At 32.8% G+C, this 15599-nt stretch carries 16 protein-coding genes and 1 tRNA gene; 1 reads left to right on the top strand and 16 read right to left on the bottom strand.

Annotated elements, in window-relative coordinates; translation table 11 throughout:
* Positions 1 to 7: 7 nt before the first annotated feature.
* On the bottom strand, positions 8 to 394 hold the full coding sequence (locus tag NXX38_RS01805) for an START-like domain-containing protein (protein ID WP_148365797.1): 387 nt from the start codon (positions 392 to 394) through the stop codon (positions 8 to 10).
* A 223-nt stretch (positions 395 to 617) separates the two neighbouring features.
* On the opposite strand from NXX38_RS01805, the gene NXX38_RS01810 reads away from it, so the two are divergent.
* Positions 618 to 691, top strand: a tRNA-Met gene (locus tag NXX38_RS01810).
* 206 nt (positions 692 to 897) lie between these two features.
* Here NXX38_RS01810 and NXX38_RS01815 read toward each other — a convergent pair.
* The 15 genes from NXX38_RS01815 to NXX38_RS01885 form a co-directional block, all read right to left on the bottom strand.
* A complete protein-coding gene (locus NXX38_RS01815; RefSeq protein WP_070751491.1) occupies positions 898 to 1557 on the bottom strand; it encodes a hypothetical protein in 660 nt (219 codons plus the stop codon).
* Between the two features lie 204 nt (positions 1558 to 1761).
* Positions 1762 to 1893: a hypothetical protein gene (locus NXX38_RS01820; RefSeq protein ID WP_255323293.1), complete on the bottom strand. Its 132-nt coding sequence runs from the start codon at positions 1891 to 1893 to the stop codon at positions 1762 to 1764.
* Positions 1894 to 2054: 161 nt separating this feature from the next.
* Positions 2055 to 3737: a leucine-rich repeat domain-containing protein gene (locus tag NXX38_RS01825; RefSeq protein WP_258978465.1), complete on the bottom strand. Its 1683-nt coding sequence runs from the start codon at positions 3735 to 3737 to the stop codon at positions 2055 to 2057.
* A 66-nt stretch (positions 3738 to 3803) separates the two neighbouring features.
* Complete coding sequence (locus tag NXX38_RS01830) at positions 3804 to 4142, bottom strand: hypothetical protein (protein ID WP_258978466.1); 339 nt, start codon at positions 4140 to 4142, stop codon at positions 3804 to 3806.
* 200 nt (positions 4143 to 4342) lie between these two features.
* Complete coding sequence (locus NXX38_RS01835) at positions 4343 to 4747, bottom strand: lipocalin family protein (protein WP_258978467.1); 405 nt, start codon at positions 4745 to 4747, stop codon at positions 4343 to 4345.
* Between the two features lie 577 nt (positions 4748 to 5324).
* Positions 5325 to 5960 (bottom strand): recombinase family protein, encoded by a 636-nt coding sequence (locus tag NXX38_RS01840; protein WP_007754395.1) that lies wholly within the window; start codon positions 5958 to 5960, stop codon positions 5325 to 5327.
* A 293-nt stretch (positions 5961 to 6253) separates the two neighbouring features.
* The gene (locus NXX38_RS01845) at positions 6254 to 7279 is read right to left on the bottom strand and encodes a DUF3871 family protein (RefSeq protein ID WP_258978468.1); all 1026 of its coding nucleotides are present in this window, start codon (positions 7277 to 7279) and stop codon (positions 6254 to 6256) included.
* 598 nt (positions 7280 to 7877) lie between these two features.
* On the bottom strand, positions 7878 to 8714 hold the full coding sequence (locus NXX38_RS01850; RefSeq protein ID WP_258978470.1) for a restriction endonuclease PLD domain-containing protein: 837 nt from the start codon (positions 8712 to 8714) through the stop codon (positions 7878 to 7880).
* Positions 8715 to 9263: 549 nt separating this feature from the next.
* Entirely contained in the window at positions 9264 to 9794 is a 531-nt protein-coding gene (locus NXX38_RS01855) for a hypothetical protein (RefSeq protein ID WP_258978472.1), read from the bottom strand.
* Positions 9795 to 9982: 188 nt separating this feature from the next.
* Entirely contained in the window at positions 9983 to 10684 is a 702-nt protein-coding gene (locus tag NXX38_RS01860) for a hypothetical protein (RefSeq protein WP_258978474.1), read from the bottom strand.
* On the bottom strand, positions 10635 to 11180 hold the full coding sequence (locus NXX38_RS01865) for a hypothetical protein (protein WP_258978475.1): 546 nt from the start codon (positions 11178 to 11180) through the stop codon (positions 10635 to 10637). Before NXX38_RS01865 ends, NXX38_RS01860 begins: the two co-directional genes overlap by 50 nt.
* Positions 11181 to 11438: 258 nt before the next feature.
* Complete coding sequence (locus tag NXX38_RS01870; RefSeq protein ID WP_258978476.1) at positions 11439 to 12437, bottom strand: hypothetical protein; 999 nt, start codon at positions 12435 to 12437, stop codon at positions 11439 to 11441.
* A gap of 67 nt (positions 12438 to 12504) precedes the next feature.
* Positions 12505 to 13734, bottom strand: a complete 1230-nt coding sequence (locus tag NXX38_RS01875) for a site-specific integrase (protein WP_258978477.1) — start codon at positions 13732 to 13734, stop codon at positions 12505 to 12507.
* Positions 13735 to 14053: 319 nt separating this feature from the next.
* Positions 14054 to 14374 carry a hypothetical protein gene (locus NXX38_RS01880; RefSeq protein WP_258978478.1) on the bottom strand — a complete coding sequence of 107 codons (321 nt, stop codon included), beginning with the start codon at positions 14372 to 14374 and terminating at the stop codon, positions 14054 to 14056.
* Complete coding sequence (locus NXX38_RS01885) at positions 14359 to 15588, bottom strand: pectinesterase family protein (RefSeq protein WP_258978479.1); 1230 nt, start codon at positions 15586 to 15588, stop codon at positions 14359 to 14361. Before NXX38_RS01885 ends, NXX38_RS01880 begins: the two co-directional genes overlap by 16 nt.
* Positions 15589 to 15599: the final 11 nt, after the last annotated feature.

Raw genomic sequence — 15599 nt, forward strand, 5'->3', positions numbered from 1 at the left:
AAGTTAACTAAAAACCACAAGTTCTTCTTAATTTAGCGACTTGTGACTCCCACAATTCTTTCATATCGCCTACTTCATCCGGCTCTGCGAAATCGGTAATTTCCAACACATAGTCACTAGTCAGCTCATTATAAGTCATCTTGATTTCAAAATAATCGCGTTCGTTTTCATCATCCAGCCAACGGAAGCGGATAAAAGAGAAAGAACGGATGGCAATAATCTCTGCTTTCCTCTGTTCTGTCTTGCCCCAATGAAACTCTACTATTTTATCGTCAGAAATAACTTTGTCTGCAAACCAGTCCTCCAACCCGGTCGGTGTACTAATAGCTCCCCAAAGAATATTTTTAGACGTTGCATTCAACAAATACTCCAAATGAATCTTTTCCTTTTTCATAGCAATTTCGAATTGTTTTTACGTGTGCCAAGATAAATACTTTTTTCTAAATACATCGCATAAATCAGACACTTTATTATTTATTCTTTCATTATCGAGCCCCAAACTCCCTATTCATAGGGAAAATAAAGAGCTTTCTTAAAGAAAAAACACAAAAAAGTTATGAATTGTTTTGGAGATTATAAAAAATCATCTATCTTTGCACCCGCAATCGAGAAACGATGGCGGGATAGCTCAGCTGGTTAGAGCGCATGATTCATAATCATGAGGTCCCCGGTTCAATCCCGGGTCCCGCTACTTGATAAGAATAAGGCATTTGGGAGGCTTCCACTTCTGGGTGCCTTTTTCTTTTTTAGCTCCGGTTTGCGCTATGGTTTGCGCCAGCGTCAAATTCAATGTAACATGGTTCAACAAATTTTATCTCTACAAAGATACTATTTTACTTTCAAATTTTAATAGAAAAGATTAATTATGGTAGATTCTACCCTACTAGAACAAATCTGCTATTCATAAAGTTTGAATGACATTTTTTTCTTTGACTTAAAGAATTGTCCTATTCTTAATTTCCTAGAATTACTCACATCTTTATACGGTTCTGCTAACTCCTTTAACAATTCATATAGTATCTGATTTACTAATAGCATATCTTTATATATGTCCTTTATCTGTTCTCCGTCTTCATAGTAGTGCTTATCCTTATAACCAATAAAAAACATATCAGATTTATTGGGGTCACATTGAGGAGAAGTATATCTAAATATAACTTTATTGGGATGAATCCACCGACAACCCTCTTTATATATTTCCGATATTCCGGAATATCTTTTATTCAATTCTCCACACAGATAACCAGCAGTAAGATATTGTTTACCGATACAAAGTTTATTAGTAGGTTTACCGTCCATGAAATATTTGAAGAATCGCTCCTTATCTTTATATAAGAGGCAAGCATAAACTTCCAAACAGCAATCCACCTGCATCCTAATAAAATGTATGGCAGATAGTTTATTCTTATTCTTTAGTAAAGTATTAAAAGCCGCATTATTTTCTAAAGCATACGTAATAATAATATACATAAATAAATATACAGAATAGTGCTTATCAGTACAAACACTACCTAACACTTTACAATATCGTTTTGAAAATTTAATAGGTCTACTCATATATAACATACATTACACACAATGGGAGATTAACAAAAAAGGGACATCCAAAGATATCCCTCCACCAAATTACTTGGTTGTACCACCATTTAGATTTGCTAAATAATTCTCCAAAATGTCTTTGGGTACATCTTTTAGCAATTCTATTTGATTCTTAGACCTTAACCTCTTACAGTTTTCAATCCAAGCCTCGTATAGTTTAATTCATTTTGTACACCAAGATACTAGAGCATCAGGAGTAGCATCTTCACTAAACCACAAACCATACAATTTGGCTGATTCTTCACGAGTTAATACAACACCTGCTTCTTTAGTAACATTTTCTAAATAATCCATAATTCAATATACTTCAGTCAATAATTTCAACAATCAACACTCTTTACTGGATGTTCAGAATAAGAGTATAAAACCGTTATATTACTAATTCTTAGAAAATGCGGTGCAAATATACCAAAAAAACAGCAAATGAATTTCTTCAAATGCTGTTCTTTTTTACTTTATTCTTCCACTATATTTTTATATTTCCACCATTCTGATTTTTTATAAACATCTAAAGTCCCTCTTGGAACATAGAAAATACATTTATCATTTACCGCTATAAAAGCCTCGGGCAAAGCAGGTGGAGTAGTACATCTTATATGAACCTCCATTAATTGGGTACAATTATTAAAACCAAAAATAGTTCTAACGTTAGCAGGAATAGTAACACTAGTCAAAGAGCTATAACTAAATGGATATGCATAGTAACGGTAAGGAAAAATTGTATCATCATAAGAAGAAGGACCACCAATAATAGTAACAGAACTAGGTATATCTATTTTAGTTTTAACAACAGGACAAGTTACCAATCTACTTTTATCCTTAGTTAACAGCATACCATCCACACTAATAAAATTGGGATTATCTTCTGATACAGTAAACTTCACTAAGCTATTACAGCCAAAAAAGATTTTATCAAAACCGATTCCCCCCGTAATATCTAATACTCCTATATAACGTAAACCACATCCAATTGACAGAGAGACTAAATTTCTACAATTCATAAAAGCCCCTGTTCCTATACTTGTAACACTATCGGGTATCTTTAATTCTTTCAGATTTTCACATCCTGCAAATTCATTATCAGCAATATAAGTTATACCATTGGGTAATGTGATATGTACTATCCCTGAACATTCAGTAAACATTCCATTAATTTCTGTTACACTATTAGGAACATTTACGGTAGTTAATTTTAAACAACCAGTAAAAGCATTATTGCCAATACTAGTCACACTATTAGGAATATCAATAGAAGATAACGAGCTACAACCAGTAAAAGCATTATTGCCAATACTAGTCACACCATTCGGTATTATAATATTCTTCAAGCCTGTACAATTTTGAAATGTAGCCCCTAAGTTAACAATATTGTTAGACATATTTATAGTAGCTAAATTATCACATTGTTCAAAAACTCTATCTCCTATTTCAGAAACAGTATTTGGGATATCAATTGTTGTTAGATTTAGACAACGCCCAAACGCCATATCTCCTATAATCGTCACACCGTCAGGTATTACAATTGCTTTTAAATTCACACAATTCGCAAATGCCCCAATACCAATTTCTGCAATTTTATCGCCCAAAGTAACAGTAGTCAAGTTCCGGTTTTCTACTGAACTATTATTACCATAAAAGCCAAAAATACATCTTTCAATGACCTCTATAGCTTTAGGAAATATAACAGTAGTTAGATTATTACACCCTACAAACATATAAGATGTCAGTACATTTGTTCTTGAATAATAAGCTTGAGTTGTTGACCTAATATAATATGGATTTCCACCTGCAACTATATTAGCATCTTTAAGATTAAGCTTAGACAAATGTCCTTTTGTCTCGTCCCCATTAACATCTGCACCTGCCATTTCACGGATTAATGCAATATCATCCCCATTAATATCTCCTGTAACAGTTAAATCCGTAATATTAAACTTAACATCATCACCAATCAGACTTGACAATGAACCTGCCTTTTTTACATCAACCTTAGCAACAGTTCCAGTAACTGTTCCATTACCACCTTCATTACCAACATCAATACTTTCTTCTTTATCATCTCCACACGCAGCTCCTAATAATGCAATGATAATGACAAAGGAGATATTTTTTAAAGAGCATAATATTCTTTCTTTCATAAACACTTTATCTATAAATAAACAATCAATCTAAGCACAGTAGTATTATATATTGCATAAACTAATCTAACGCTTATACAACACATGTATATACACTTGATATTCACGGCTTTCACGTAAAGGAAACAGTTTATTCAATCCACTATACGGTTTAAAGTCGAATTTAAAATACATCTCTTCGATATTGAATGGTAGATTCCTACAAGAAGTTTCCCAATCACTTTCCGGCACACCTCTTTGATATTGTTCTTTGGCTATTTGATATTGTTTCTCTGTAAACTCTTTCACATCATCATAATCTTTTGTTGTAAAATAAATATCCAAAGCTCTAACCTTGCCATTTTCCGGAAATTCCCGAATACTCAATTCCCTTATACTTCCTAAATTAGGATTAGATAGAATCAAAGAGTATCTATTTTCACGTATCATTTTTCACTACGAAAGGCTTGATATTCATAATTTTCCTGTGAACATTTTATTGCCATATTCTTATACTTGGAAATAAAACTTTCCGTATTTCTAACTGCATCGTATAATATGCTGCCAATATATCCGTCATAAAAAAGACCGTTGCCTACCATAACTATCTATATATTAAATTCCTATTATTGTTTTATGTATGTTATTACCTCTCCTTCACCTTCTTCATCCATATCATCAACCAAAACTAATTTAGAGCCTGTCAGTTCTCGAACGTGCATTGAATAAACATCACTCTCTCCGTCGCTATCTTCTTCCCAAATGAAAGTGAAAACCTTACTCTTTTCATCATAAGTATACTGGAAACTTTCTACTCCTTCTTTATCTAATTGACCGTTTTCATAATAAGCACTTGAACCTGTACCGTCTGAATTAATAGTCATTACATCCTTATATTCCACAGAGTTTCTATTCTCTATATTCACCCAAGTACCTACTAACGGATTTTCATCATCGTCATCGCTACAAGAAGTAAAACCTGCACATAAAGCAATAACCAATAAAGTCGCAAAAAATCTAAATGTTTTCATATTCTGTAAATAATCTTTTCGTTAATAATTTAATTTGTAGTATGAGCTGCTCAAAAAATGAGTTGGCTACTTAAAAGATAGTAGCAAAAGTTGTTTCTGAATGCCTGATTCGTAGTTATATATCGTTTTATGTACCCTGTTCCCTTTGGATATATTACACAATGAAAAAAGCGTGGGAACTTGAATATCACAGTTCAGAGGTATCGCCAAACACCCACAACTCAATGATAAACAAGCCCACGCCAAACGATATATAGACTATCTTAACAAGATAGGTATATAACATTGACGTGAGCGTTCTTGCCTATCACCTTGAGTTGTTCATTAAATTGGCGATTTTCTGAACAAGGTAATATCTTAAACGCTCTTCGTTAACTAATATGTCCTTTCAGTCCCAACACATTAGGTATCTGAAATTGCCACAAAGTTACGAAAAGCGTTTGTAATAGCAAGAACTATTGTTTATTAAAAGTTGAGAGCAATCTCTGCTTTGTAAATCTATGGTAGTGGAAAAATTCAAGACTGCCCATATAAAAACTAGATTTCTGAAATTTTCCACCCCACCGATATTTTATGCTTATGGCTTTATAAACTGATTTTTTATCCGTTGAACGGTGGAAATACCAATACTTTGTAGCTTAGCTATATTTCTGATTGAATAGCCTTTTCTTAGTAAAGCTATGACTTCTTTGTATTCTTCTTTCTTCTTATCATCCGTTTTGGTTGAACCTGTCTTTCTGCCAAGTTTACCACCTTTAGCAATATAATTCGCTCTACCACTATTCAAACGATATTGAATATTGCTTCTTTCGATATTTGCCATTTCTGCAAGTACTGTCACCATGATAGAAGCTATTGGATTAACTTCCCCATTTGGTTGCAAAGTATATAAGCCCAAGTTCTGTATGTAAACCGATACTTTCGATTCATGCAATATATCCAAAGAGCGAAGAACCTGTAATGTACTTCTTCCCAATCTTGACAATTCAGACAAAAGTAGAATATTCACAGATTCACGTTTACAGTATTCCAGACATTCTCCTAAAATCTGTCTTTCCTCTATTTTCTTTGCACCTGAAATATGCTCTTGGAATATGTTTACTATTTCTATATCCTGTGAGATAGCATATTTCTTTAAATCCTCTATTTGTCTGCTCGTGTCCTGTCTGTCATTACTTGAAGAAACACGAGCGTATATTACGGCTGTTTTCATTTTATTCTTTGATTAGATTGATAACATGAAAGAATGTGTTCAAACCACCTTTGCAGATTTATTTGAACACATTTCTATTTTGAACACATAAATAACTAATTACGTTTGCCTGCTTCCTCAACATTCCACAAGCCAACACATAGAATAAGCCATATCAATGGAACACAACCACTAATAACAGCTAATACCAACCAAAAGAGCCAAACGAGTATTTTACAATAGAACATGATTCTTTGTTTTACGCAGTTAATAAAATAGGAGAATACCCATTACTGAATATTCCCCCTGTTTAATCAATCAATAAACCACTTATATTTAGTGTCTCCATGCAAAGCGGCATTTATTCCTGTTGCTATTTCAGTAGCATTTACCGCTCTATCCAAGAAGCTATCTATATAACTGCTCTTATTTGCTCCTGTCAATAAATTATACAATTTCCACATACTTATATCATTCCCCAAGCTCCCAAAGTTTTCATCATTGATATATGCTTTTGCAACTGCATTTATTTGCGAATCAGTAATAAGCATTTTAGGAATATCTTTTTGATAGCCTTGTGGTAATGATTGATAAAGTCTCATTCTCCCAAGTAATTGGCAAAATTGATGTTCTGTCATACTGGTATTGCCTAATGACTGCAATAGGTGTAAATGTTTGGCAGGTTGGTAACTCTGAAACATCTCTAATACAGCTTGATATAAATCCCTTGTATTAGTGACCTCTAAACAACTAAGAAAACCGTCTGTTGATACACACAAATTAGTACATACTTTACAAGTAAAGCCCACAAAGATTTTAAAGCGTTCTGCTCCCTTTTTACTATACAAATTGGTATGATTATAAGCTCTCACACCTCCAATAGTTAATGTAAGCTTATTTCCATTCACCGTTTCATAAATCGTAGGAACTTGAATAATAAAAGCACATCTTTCGTAGTAGATAGTCTTATCACTTTCAAGAAGTTGATTTGCAGGTTTATGTACTGCTTCTGGTATTCTTCCCTTAATAATGTGGCTTACACGAATATCGGGCTTATCAATACTTTCACCACTGAAAAACGTATTTGCAGCATCATAAACAGTATCAATAAATGCAGGGTGAGGAATTGTAAGCTCATTATCTTTGGCGAATACGGGTGTAATACAATCATCTTTTAAATGTTGCATTGTTACCTCTAGTGTATTGGCTTCCAAGAAATGAGGATTCTTTTTCTTTACCTGTGGCTGTTCTTCGATAACTGTTGCCTCTTCTGCATACAAACCAAAGTTACTTTCTTTTCTTACCTGTGGCACATTGCCAATAATTTGTAGATTTCTCATAACGAATAAGATTTTAAATGATTTATAAATTGATTACGTGGATTGAAATATATTTCGTTTTCTCTCCAACTACCCTCGGGGGCGTTAGACGTACTCTAATCGTTTGCACGTAACTTTCAATTCAGTAAATCATAGGAGAAATAAGCTGATATATATTTAAGCTCATGTTTTTAATGGGTAGGGGTATTATATATAAAAGCACCTATACTATATTGCGTGCTCATGTATTACTATGCACTATAATAGAAAGCAGGGTATTATGCTGCCATATAAAGATATGTTAAGTAGCAATATCAGAAATAGAGAATTGTTTATTTTTTTACTTCATTTATAATGAGTAACTTTGGGTATTCTTAAAAATCAAGAACAGTCTGTTTGCCAAGTATTCTACTCCTTGAATTTTGGATAAATCAAACAGGCTATATTTGTATTTTCCCACACTTCCATTGGGAAAATTAACTCCCATTTTTAAAATTGCGAACCGCTATATTCTCCGTACTTATGGAGATTTTAGTAGTTCAATAAAAAAGCCGCATTTGACTGTGTTTAGGCGTGCAGTCGCTTGCGGCTATTTTTATTCTCATTGACATAACAGAACTTACTCTATTTTCGTCAATATATCATCGTTGATTTTGACTATTTTTTTAATGATATAATTTGCATATTCTGGAGTTATTTGAAGTTTATCTGCACCTCGCATTAAGCTTCCATAGCTGTTCTTCCCACTAGGGGTAGCATTGAATATTCCATTTACTTCTTTTAATAATTCTGAAATAGTAATATTATATTTTTGCCATTGTTCACCATAATAAGGTGTCAAATTTTCTCCTTCCACATAATATGGCCAACGCTCTTTTGTTTTTAAGACCTTGTATGATTCTGATTTCACACGATATATTGATACAACATTCTTATGTCCCACAGCATAAACAATAAGAATATCACCCAATTTTACTTTTCTAGGAGGGCGTGCAAAATGTAATTTTTCTGTTAAAGAATTGTATTGTTTATCTAATGGTATGGGATTAGCAATCACCCCTACAGGTTTCAGCCAACAACTAGCTCCTGTAAGAATATTTACTGGAATTTCTTTAACTTTATAAAAATCAGATAAATCAATATTTGAACTGCTTTCAGTACGGTCTTTTATATTAGGTGCTATGTGTTCATCAAAAAAATGTATATCTTGTTCTGTTATTGGTTTATAAATTATGCTTTTATATAATGCACTAACTATATCTTCTATATCATCAGAATTAGAAATGGAAATTCCCCATTCATTGTTTTTTTTCAATCCCTTTTGAGTAAAATTTGCAGATGTAATTATTGCACTAGTATAAATATTACTCCGTTTACAGATGTAAATTTTCCCATGCAATGAATTGTCTATTAGTATGCTGACTTTTACTTGTCTTTTCTCTCCAAATGATTTCAACTCTTTGAAAAAGAGATTTTACCTTTCAGGTCGTCATTTGAGTCTTTAAAAGTAGTTATAAGCGTTATTTCTTTTAAATGAGTTAATTCCTCAAATGGAAAGAATGAGAAATTTTTAGATAAAAAGGACTAACAATTAATATATCATCAGCTTCTCTAAAACAGCGTAACAGTTTTTGTTCATGATTTTCATTGTGATTTTTATTGTTTATTATTTCCATATTAATTAGATTTGATGTTTACAACAAATATACATATAAAATAGGCAAAAACGAATATTCATTCTCTAAAATATAATTTTATATACACATAAAGGCTGATTTTTAGTAGTAGGGGAAAATGTGTGGTATATTATATAATTAATACTAGACACTTTTTCCCCACCACCTTACCTATGTAAAGCTAAAAATGACTTGTGATACTGGCAACAACATTCATCTTTGCCTTACATGGAAAAAATCACTTTTATTGCATCCTATTCTACAAAACAGGCATATATAGGGAAAAGTAGTACATTAATATATTATATAATAAAGAACATTTTTTCCCCTTACTTGGGGATTATGATATTTCCATTATCATCTATCTCTGCTATTTTATCTACTTTCTTCATTGGTAGTTTTTTCTGCATGGAAAAATCATTCTCCAATAGAATATTTTCAGTATGTAAAGTTAAGGGAGTAGTGAGTGATACTAGATTAGCACCAGCAAGCCCTATAATATACTTCTCATAAGTCTTTTTATCTATTCCAATTGCTTTGATTATATTTTTCTTAATCAGCTCTATATTGCCATATTGGGATAATAGAAGTAATTGGATAAAGAAACCTTTCGTTGCTGCATCCAGTTCGACTAATACGAAGTTATTGGAAATAGTGATACATTGTTTTTCCATTGCAGGAACATGATAAATATTACGTCTAGTTAGATAATAACAACCATTATCCACAAAATAAGGCTTGATGTCCAAATACTCTTTAAATTTCTTATTAAAACTGCTTAGTGATTTATCTCCACTTGTTCTTTTTAATTCATCTAAAGTAATCCTCACATTATACCAATCATCTCTTGAAAGAGACAAGCAGAAAAATCTATAAATATATGCAGGTTTGAATCTATTTAGAATGGAATAATTTACAGTCGCCTGATTTTTTACAATTAGCTGGTAAAAACATTCTCATATCAATAATAATGCGTTACTTAATTTTAGTTATTTAATTTTAGAAAGTCCACCTGTCACATGGACTTTCCATTAGAATAGAATATGAGTTAGGCTACCTTTCCTATAATATCATGATTCCTTAAATATTGGCTATACAAAGCTGAATATATTTCATTCAATTTATCAGTAGTTACATTTGATATGAATTTAACGGTAGCTTCATCTAAGGACTGAACAGTTTCTATAGCTTCCTCAATTCCTAAAATATTTTCAGTACCTTGTGGTTTATGCTTTGATAACCTAGCCATAGCATCAATCATATAACGTTCTTTGATAAACTTATCCTTGAAACCCTTAACTTTCAAAGTATCTATAATTCTATCACCAACTGATAAATCATATTCAAATTTAGTTTCAACCTCACCAACCATTGCATCATTCCAAACTTTTAGACTTAAGGTCTTCCCTTGATTATAATATTTAGTAATTACACTAATATTAGCTTTCAGCTCTTTAGCCTTTTGGAATATCTTTTGATAAAATTCATGTTGAGTAGCCAATGCTGCATTACCTGCTTTTTCCATGCCATTAAATCCTCTACTTAGTACATTATTTACCCCTCTATACTTTGCAAATTCTTGCAATGATGCAAATTCTTTGATTCTAACATTTTCAACAATTAAAGCAGATTCGTCTTTAACCACTCTATCAATATTGGCTTCATGATAAGTTTTCCATTGCCAATATCCATTTGCAGTATCAACAGGTACATAAACATTTGGAGTATTTTTTAGGAATAACATTGCCATTCAAGTCTTTCAATTCAATATCCGCTTCATAGAAAGTTTGAGCTGCCGTTACAAACAGAGCCGTTTTTTCGAATTTGTCATCACCAATAACACCTTTTCCCAATTCAATATTCACTTTTGTTACAGCCATATTATAATCGGACACAGCAATAATAATATCCTCTTTCTTTTTGCTGATAACTTCTTTTTCTTCTGTAGATTCTTCTACTTTCCAGAATTCAACAGGAATAGTAGGAAGTTCAACATCATGCAATGCAACCACATAATCCTTTTCAGCCTTGGCAACATTAGTTTTAGCTACTTTTACGATATTGGTATCTGCACCTGCATTATCAGATAGATATTGTCTTTTTTCCATTAGGATTTTGCGAGCGTTTTCCAACACTTCATTTTTTGAAAGAGCTCCTGCTTGATTTTCCATATTATCACTATTTTTTAAAGTTTTCACATTAACATTTCCATTCTCGTTTACTGTCATTGTAGTAATTGTTTCCATTTTTTCTTTATTTTTTTATTAATAACTAAGTTTTAAGTAATCATCAACTTGGCGCCTTATCGTTTTCGATTACAGTGCAAACTTACGGAGAAATGGTAACCTATAGAATAAAGAAGGAAACATAAAGAAATCCCTTTTTTATGTCTAATTCTTTATGTAGACTAACAATGCGCAGCACATTAAATATCAACAAAATGAAGATAAAAAAAATAGCCCTGCAATATAAATGCAAGGCTAATATTTTTTTATTTATATGTTTTACCAATATGATTTTAAATATTCAACTGGATTATTGGGAGATGTTTTACACATGGGAATTTTCCACCAATTTGGACGAACTTCATATTTTTGTAGGTTCCTGATTGTAGCCCGTAAATTCAATATGTCATTTTTAGGACTGTCCTCATCAATCAGTTTGAGATATTTCAGTAATTCAAGAATGAAATTCCCCTCGTTATCTGTCAGTCCTCTGCCTTTGACTGCAAATGATGAGTGACGCAGCAAGTTGTATATGCTTAGAGTGACCGTATCAAGTATCGCATTTTCACGTTTCCTACCTCTTTTTCCTATACTGGGATAATCCTTATCTAGCTCGTCTTCTGCTTCTTCCAAATTTGAAACTCCTAAATATTTATCAAGATATGGAGTTATCATATTGAGAAACCAACTATCATCATTCGTAAGTTCTATTTTCTGTTTGTTATATTCAATCGTGACAATATTACTCTTGGTCTTTTTCTTCTCATGAAACATCTTGTAAAGACGTACCATATCCGGTCTGATAGAATAACTATACTTTATCTGTGTTGGGTCAGCAATATAATCCTCAAAGTCAAAATAGCCATTGGTCTGTGTGTATTTATAGTAGATACTTACAATAAGAAGAATAGCGTAAAATACATCTTGGTCTTGTTGTTCATAAGCTTCGTCTTCATCTTTATTATATGTATTCCACAATGTTTCAATATACTCGGCTTTAAAATTACCACTTTCAAGGACTAAATTCTTTCCCACAGTCATGCTAAATTCATATTTGTCCTCATCTGTTCCACAATTAGGATATGGAATCTCCTGCTGTTCTTTCTTTATTGACAAATACAAATCCTGCATTTCCGTTGAGAACTTATTACCCAAAAGATATACATCAGATATGTAGTCCAGTTCATTATGAAACATTGAACGGCTGAATCCCACTTCACTATTCAACCATGATTCGATTCGTTTTATCGTATTGATTGGTATTATCTGATATTCCATATTTTTAAACTTTGTCACAAAAATAAAAAATGTCGCTTCACCATAAAAGCAAAGCGACATTTTATTTTTAAAGTAAATTCTTCATTGCTTCATCTATTTGCTCATTTTCAAAGCTATCAAGATAATACTGTGTCGTTGACAAACTTGTATGCCCCAATGATTCACTTATCAATGCGATGTTTACACCAGAACGTTTTAATACTGTTGCAAATGAATGACGCGCAACATAGGTTGTTAGCGGAATACTAATATCCAAATGGGCACCTATCTTTTTAAGAGCTTTATTCATGCCTTTTATTACTTTTCTAATCCTGTCATATTGCTGTTGTTCAGTAATATGAAAATTACGGTCTAATATTGGGAAAACATAATCATTCAGTTGTGAGTCCGGTTTCCTATATTTATCTACAATTTGTACGGCTTGAGGCAAAAGTTGAAATGTAATAGGCTGCTTTGTCTTATGTCGTACAAAGCATATTCGATTATTTATAATATCTGAATATTTCAAATATGCTATATCAATCATATTCATACCACAACCAAGATAACTAAAAGAAAATAAGTCTTTGGTCAAATGAAGTAATGGGCTATAATAAGTTGTTATCTCCATTAAATCAACATTCATTATTTTATGTATTTCAGCCTTAGTAATTGCCCTCTTACATTTACCCTTACGATAATGAGATATTTTGAATTTTATAAAAGGATAATACTTCTCGTTCACCACATTATCTTCTATTGCTTTATTATAAACAGCACGTAATTCTCTCATTCGTATTCCAATCGTATTATCAGAATTACCACGTTTACGAAGATAAAGCTCATAACGCTTTAACCAATTTACATCAATATCCGTGAAAGGTATATCCAAATTACCTGCGAATCTCAATACAGAATTATAACAACTAATGTAAGCCTTGGCATTACCTAATCGCTTCTCGGCAGTCATATACTGTATGATGTATTGAATATAATCTCCCACATTCTGTTTATTACAACTTCGTTCCACGTATTCAGCCAAAGATTGTGGAGTAAAGTCTTTACCAAGCGCTTTCAACTCAAACATCATATTGACATATTCTTGCCTCGTTTGATTCATGATACTTAATAACTGTTCACGATTGGGATAGTTTCTTTTAGGTTCTTCTTTATCAAAATTCCAACAAGAAGCTTTAATTGAAATTCCCAAAGATTTAAAGTAACGTAACTTACCTTGGCTAATTCTCAACATCAACGGGTGTTCTCCATTAGCCAAAACTTTTGATTTAAAACAAATAATGCCTATATTAGCATCCATAACGTAACATATTATTGTCACATTTTGGTTTGCGCTATGGTTTACACCAATAAACAAATAAGAGATATTTTAGAAGTCAGACATAAGATTTGGCAAAAACCAAAACAGCCATAAATGCCTTATAATCAGAAGCTCTGCTGGTAGCTTTCAAAGGCGTCAGCCTTTGGAAGACGCAGATTCATAATCATGAGGTCCCCGGTTCAATCCCGGGTCCCGCTACTTGATAAGAATAAGGCATTTGGGAGGCTTCCACTTCTGGGTGCCTTTTTCTTTTTTAGCTCAATTGGTACAGGTGACGCTAATTAACGACCCTATATATTTAATTAGAAACATCAAATCCCTTTTCCATATCTATTGGATTCCACATAAAGTCAAACTCATCGTATTTGATCACATCACTCTTTCTCAATTGACTATCAATCTTTTCGTTTTTAGTGTTTCTTTGCAAGGTACATCTGTAAGATATTTTACTTATCTTTTTTAGCATATTTTTCATCTCCGCCGATTCAGGAGTGTTCTCTTTATCAATAATGACACATTCATTCAGTACAGTTTTCTTCCCTCCATGAATAAAACTGGGAATACCCTCTATCTTACATCGCTTAAAATATTTGCTCCCACTTCCTATGCAATAAAGCACATTCTTTTTCCCTTTAAAAAGCAATCTTCAAATTTTACATTATCGCCAGCAATAAAGCAAGTTATTGCCGAGATATCAGATTGTGAGTCATTGTGAAACGTCACATTCTCAACACAAAAACCTGGAGCAAATACATAACAGATAGCAGTGCCCCAATTAATCTCCCTTACATTCCAACAATCATTTCTTTCAGTATGATTACTATGAGAAATAACTACGTCTGACTGTCCCAATAAACTGACATTAACCTTTGATGTTGGAACAATAAGTTTTTCATCATAAATCCCCGGCCGTATCAATATATTTGTACGTTTATCCAAACGGAAATCAGGAACAGAATTTATAGCCTCTTGAAGAGTAAAAAAATCCCCACTTCCATCTTTTGCTACCACAAAATCATAATACCGTACATATTTACCCAATGCCGGAACCTCTCTCGCAATTGCATCTATAAGCAACTTCGCTATTATACGAGCACCATAAACCGACAAATGGGTATTATCCTGCCGGCCTTGCGGGCAGGAAACAATAGCATTTGGCTCTATCCACATATACAATTCCTTACTCTTTTCCGGCCCCATACTACTTATCAAATCATGTGTAATTCGATTTGCATCGACAAACGGCACTTTCATTTCATGTGCGACATTACGAGGTGACTCTAAATAAGCACCATGAGTATCAAATAAAATATTTCCTTCAACTACAGACTCTTTATTATCAGGAATTTTACGAACATCTCTAACAAAAGAAGAGTCCATTTGTGATACAAAATTTCGTCGTACAATAGCATTTAACAATATAGGAGTTGCCCCACGAGCCCTCGTATCACGTACAAAACGACGCAAATTTTCGTCAAATGTCGTTCCCGGTTCTGTATGCCGCGCTCTATCCGCTTTCTCATCATTATGTCCAAACTGTATAATAACATAATCTCCTGGCGACAAACGCTTCAGAACCTCATCCCAATGTCCCTCTGATATAAAACTTTTACTACTTCTTCCATTGCGTGCATGATTTTCCACATAAACTTCCTCTGTGAAAAAGCCTCCTAACATATGCCCCCATCCTCTCTCTTGATTTCCACCAATCAGCGGCTTATTGGACATAGTAGAATCACCAACCATGAAGACTGTTATCACTTTTTTTTCTGTTGTAAATGAAGATAAAATTAATACTATCAACATCACAAATATTTTATTCTTTATATTCATTTTATCCATTT

This window comes from Bacteroides sp. BFG-637 (assembly GCF_024793605.1).
GTDB lineage: Bacteria > Bacteroidota > Bacteroidia > Bacteroidales > Bacteroidaceae > Bacteroides > Bacteroides vicugnae.

Coding starts and splice junctions, on each gene's coding strand:
- NXX38_RS01805 (WP_148365797.1), bottom strand. CDS start 394: ATGAAAAAGGAAAAGATTCATTTGGAGTATTTGTTGAATGCAACGTCT.
- NXX38_RS01815 (WP_070751491.1), bottom strand. CDS start 1,557: ATGAGTAGACCTATTAAATTTTCAAAACGATATTGTAAAGTGTTAGGT.
- NXX38_RS01820 (WP_255323293.1), bottom strand. CDS start 1,893: ATGGATTATTTAGAAAATGTTACTAAAGAAGCAGGTGTTGTATTAACT.
- NXX38_RS01825 (WP_258978465.1), bottom strand. CDS start 3,737: ATGAAAGAAAGAATATTATGCTCTTTAAAAAATATCTCCTTTGTCATT.
- NXX38_RS01835 (WP_258978467.1), bottom strand. CDS start 4,747: ATGAAAACATTTAGATTTTTTGCGACTTTATTGGTTATTGCTTTATGT.
- NXX38_RS01840 (WP_007754395.1), bottom strand. CDS start 5,960: ATGAAAACAGCCGTAATATACGCTCGTGTTTCTTCAAGTAATGACAGA.
- NXX38_RS01845 (WP_258978468.1), bottom strand. CDS start 7,279: ATGAGAAATCTACAAATTATTGGCAATGTGCCACAGGTAAGAAAAGAA.
- NXX38_RS01860 (WP_258978474.1), bottom strand. CDS start 10,684: ATGGCAATGTTATTCCTAAAAAATACTCCAAATGTTTATGTACCTGTT.
- NXX38_RS01865 (WP_258978475.1), bottom strand. CDS start 11,180: ATGGAAACAATTACTACAATGACAGTAAACGAGAATGGAAATGTTAAT.
- NXX38_RS01870 (WP_258978476.1), bottom strand. CDS start 12,437: ATGGAATATCAGATAATACCAATCAATACGATAAAACGAATCGAATCA.
- NXX38_RS01875 (WP_258978477.1), bottom strand. CDS start 13,734: ATGGATGCTAATATAGGCATTATTTGTTTTAAATCAAAAGTTTTGGCT.
- NXX38_RS01885 (WP_258978479.1), bottom strand. CDS start 15,588: ATGAATATAAAGAATAAAATATTTGTGATGTTGATAGTATTAATTTTA.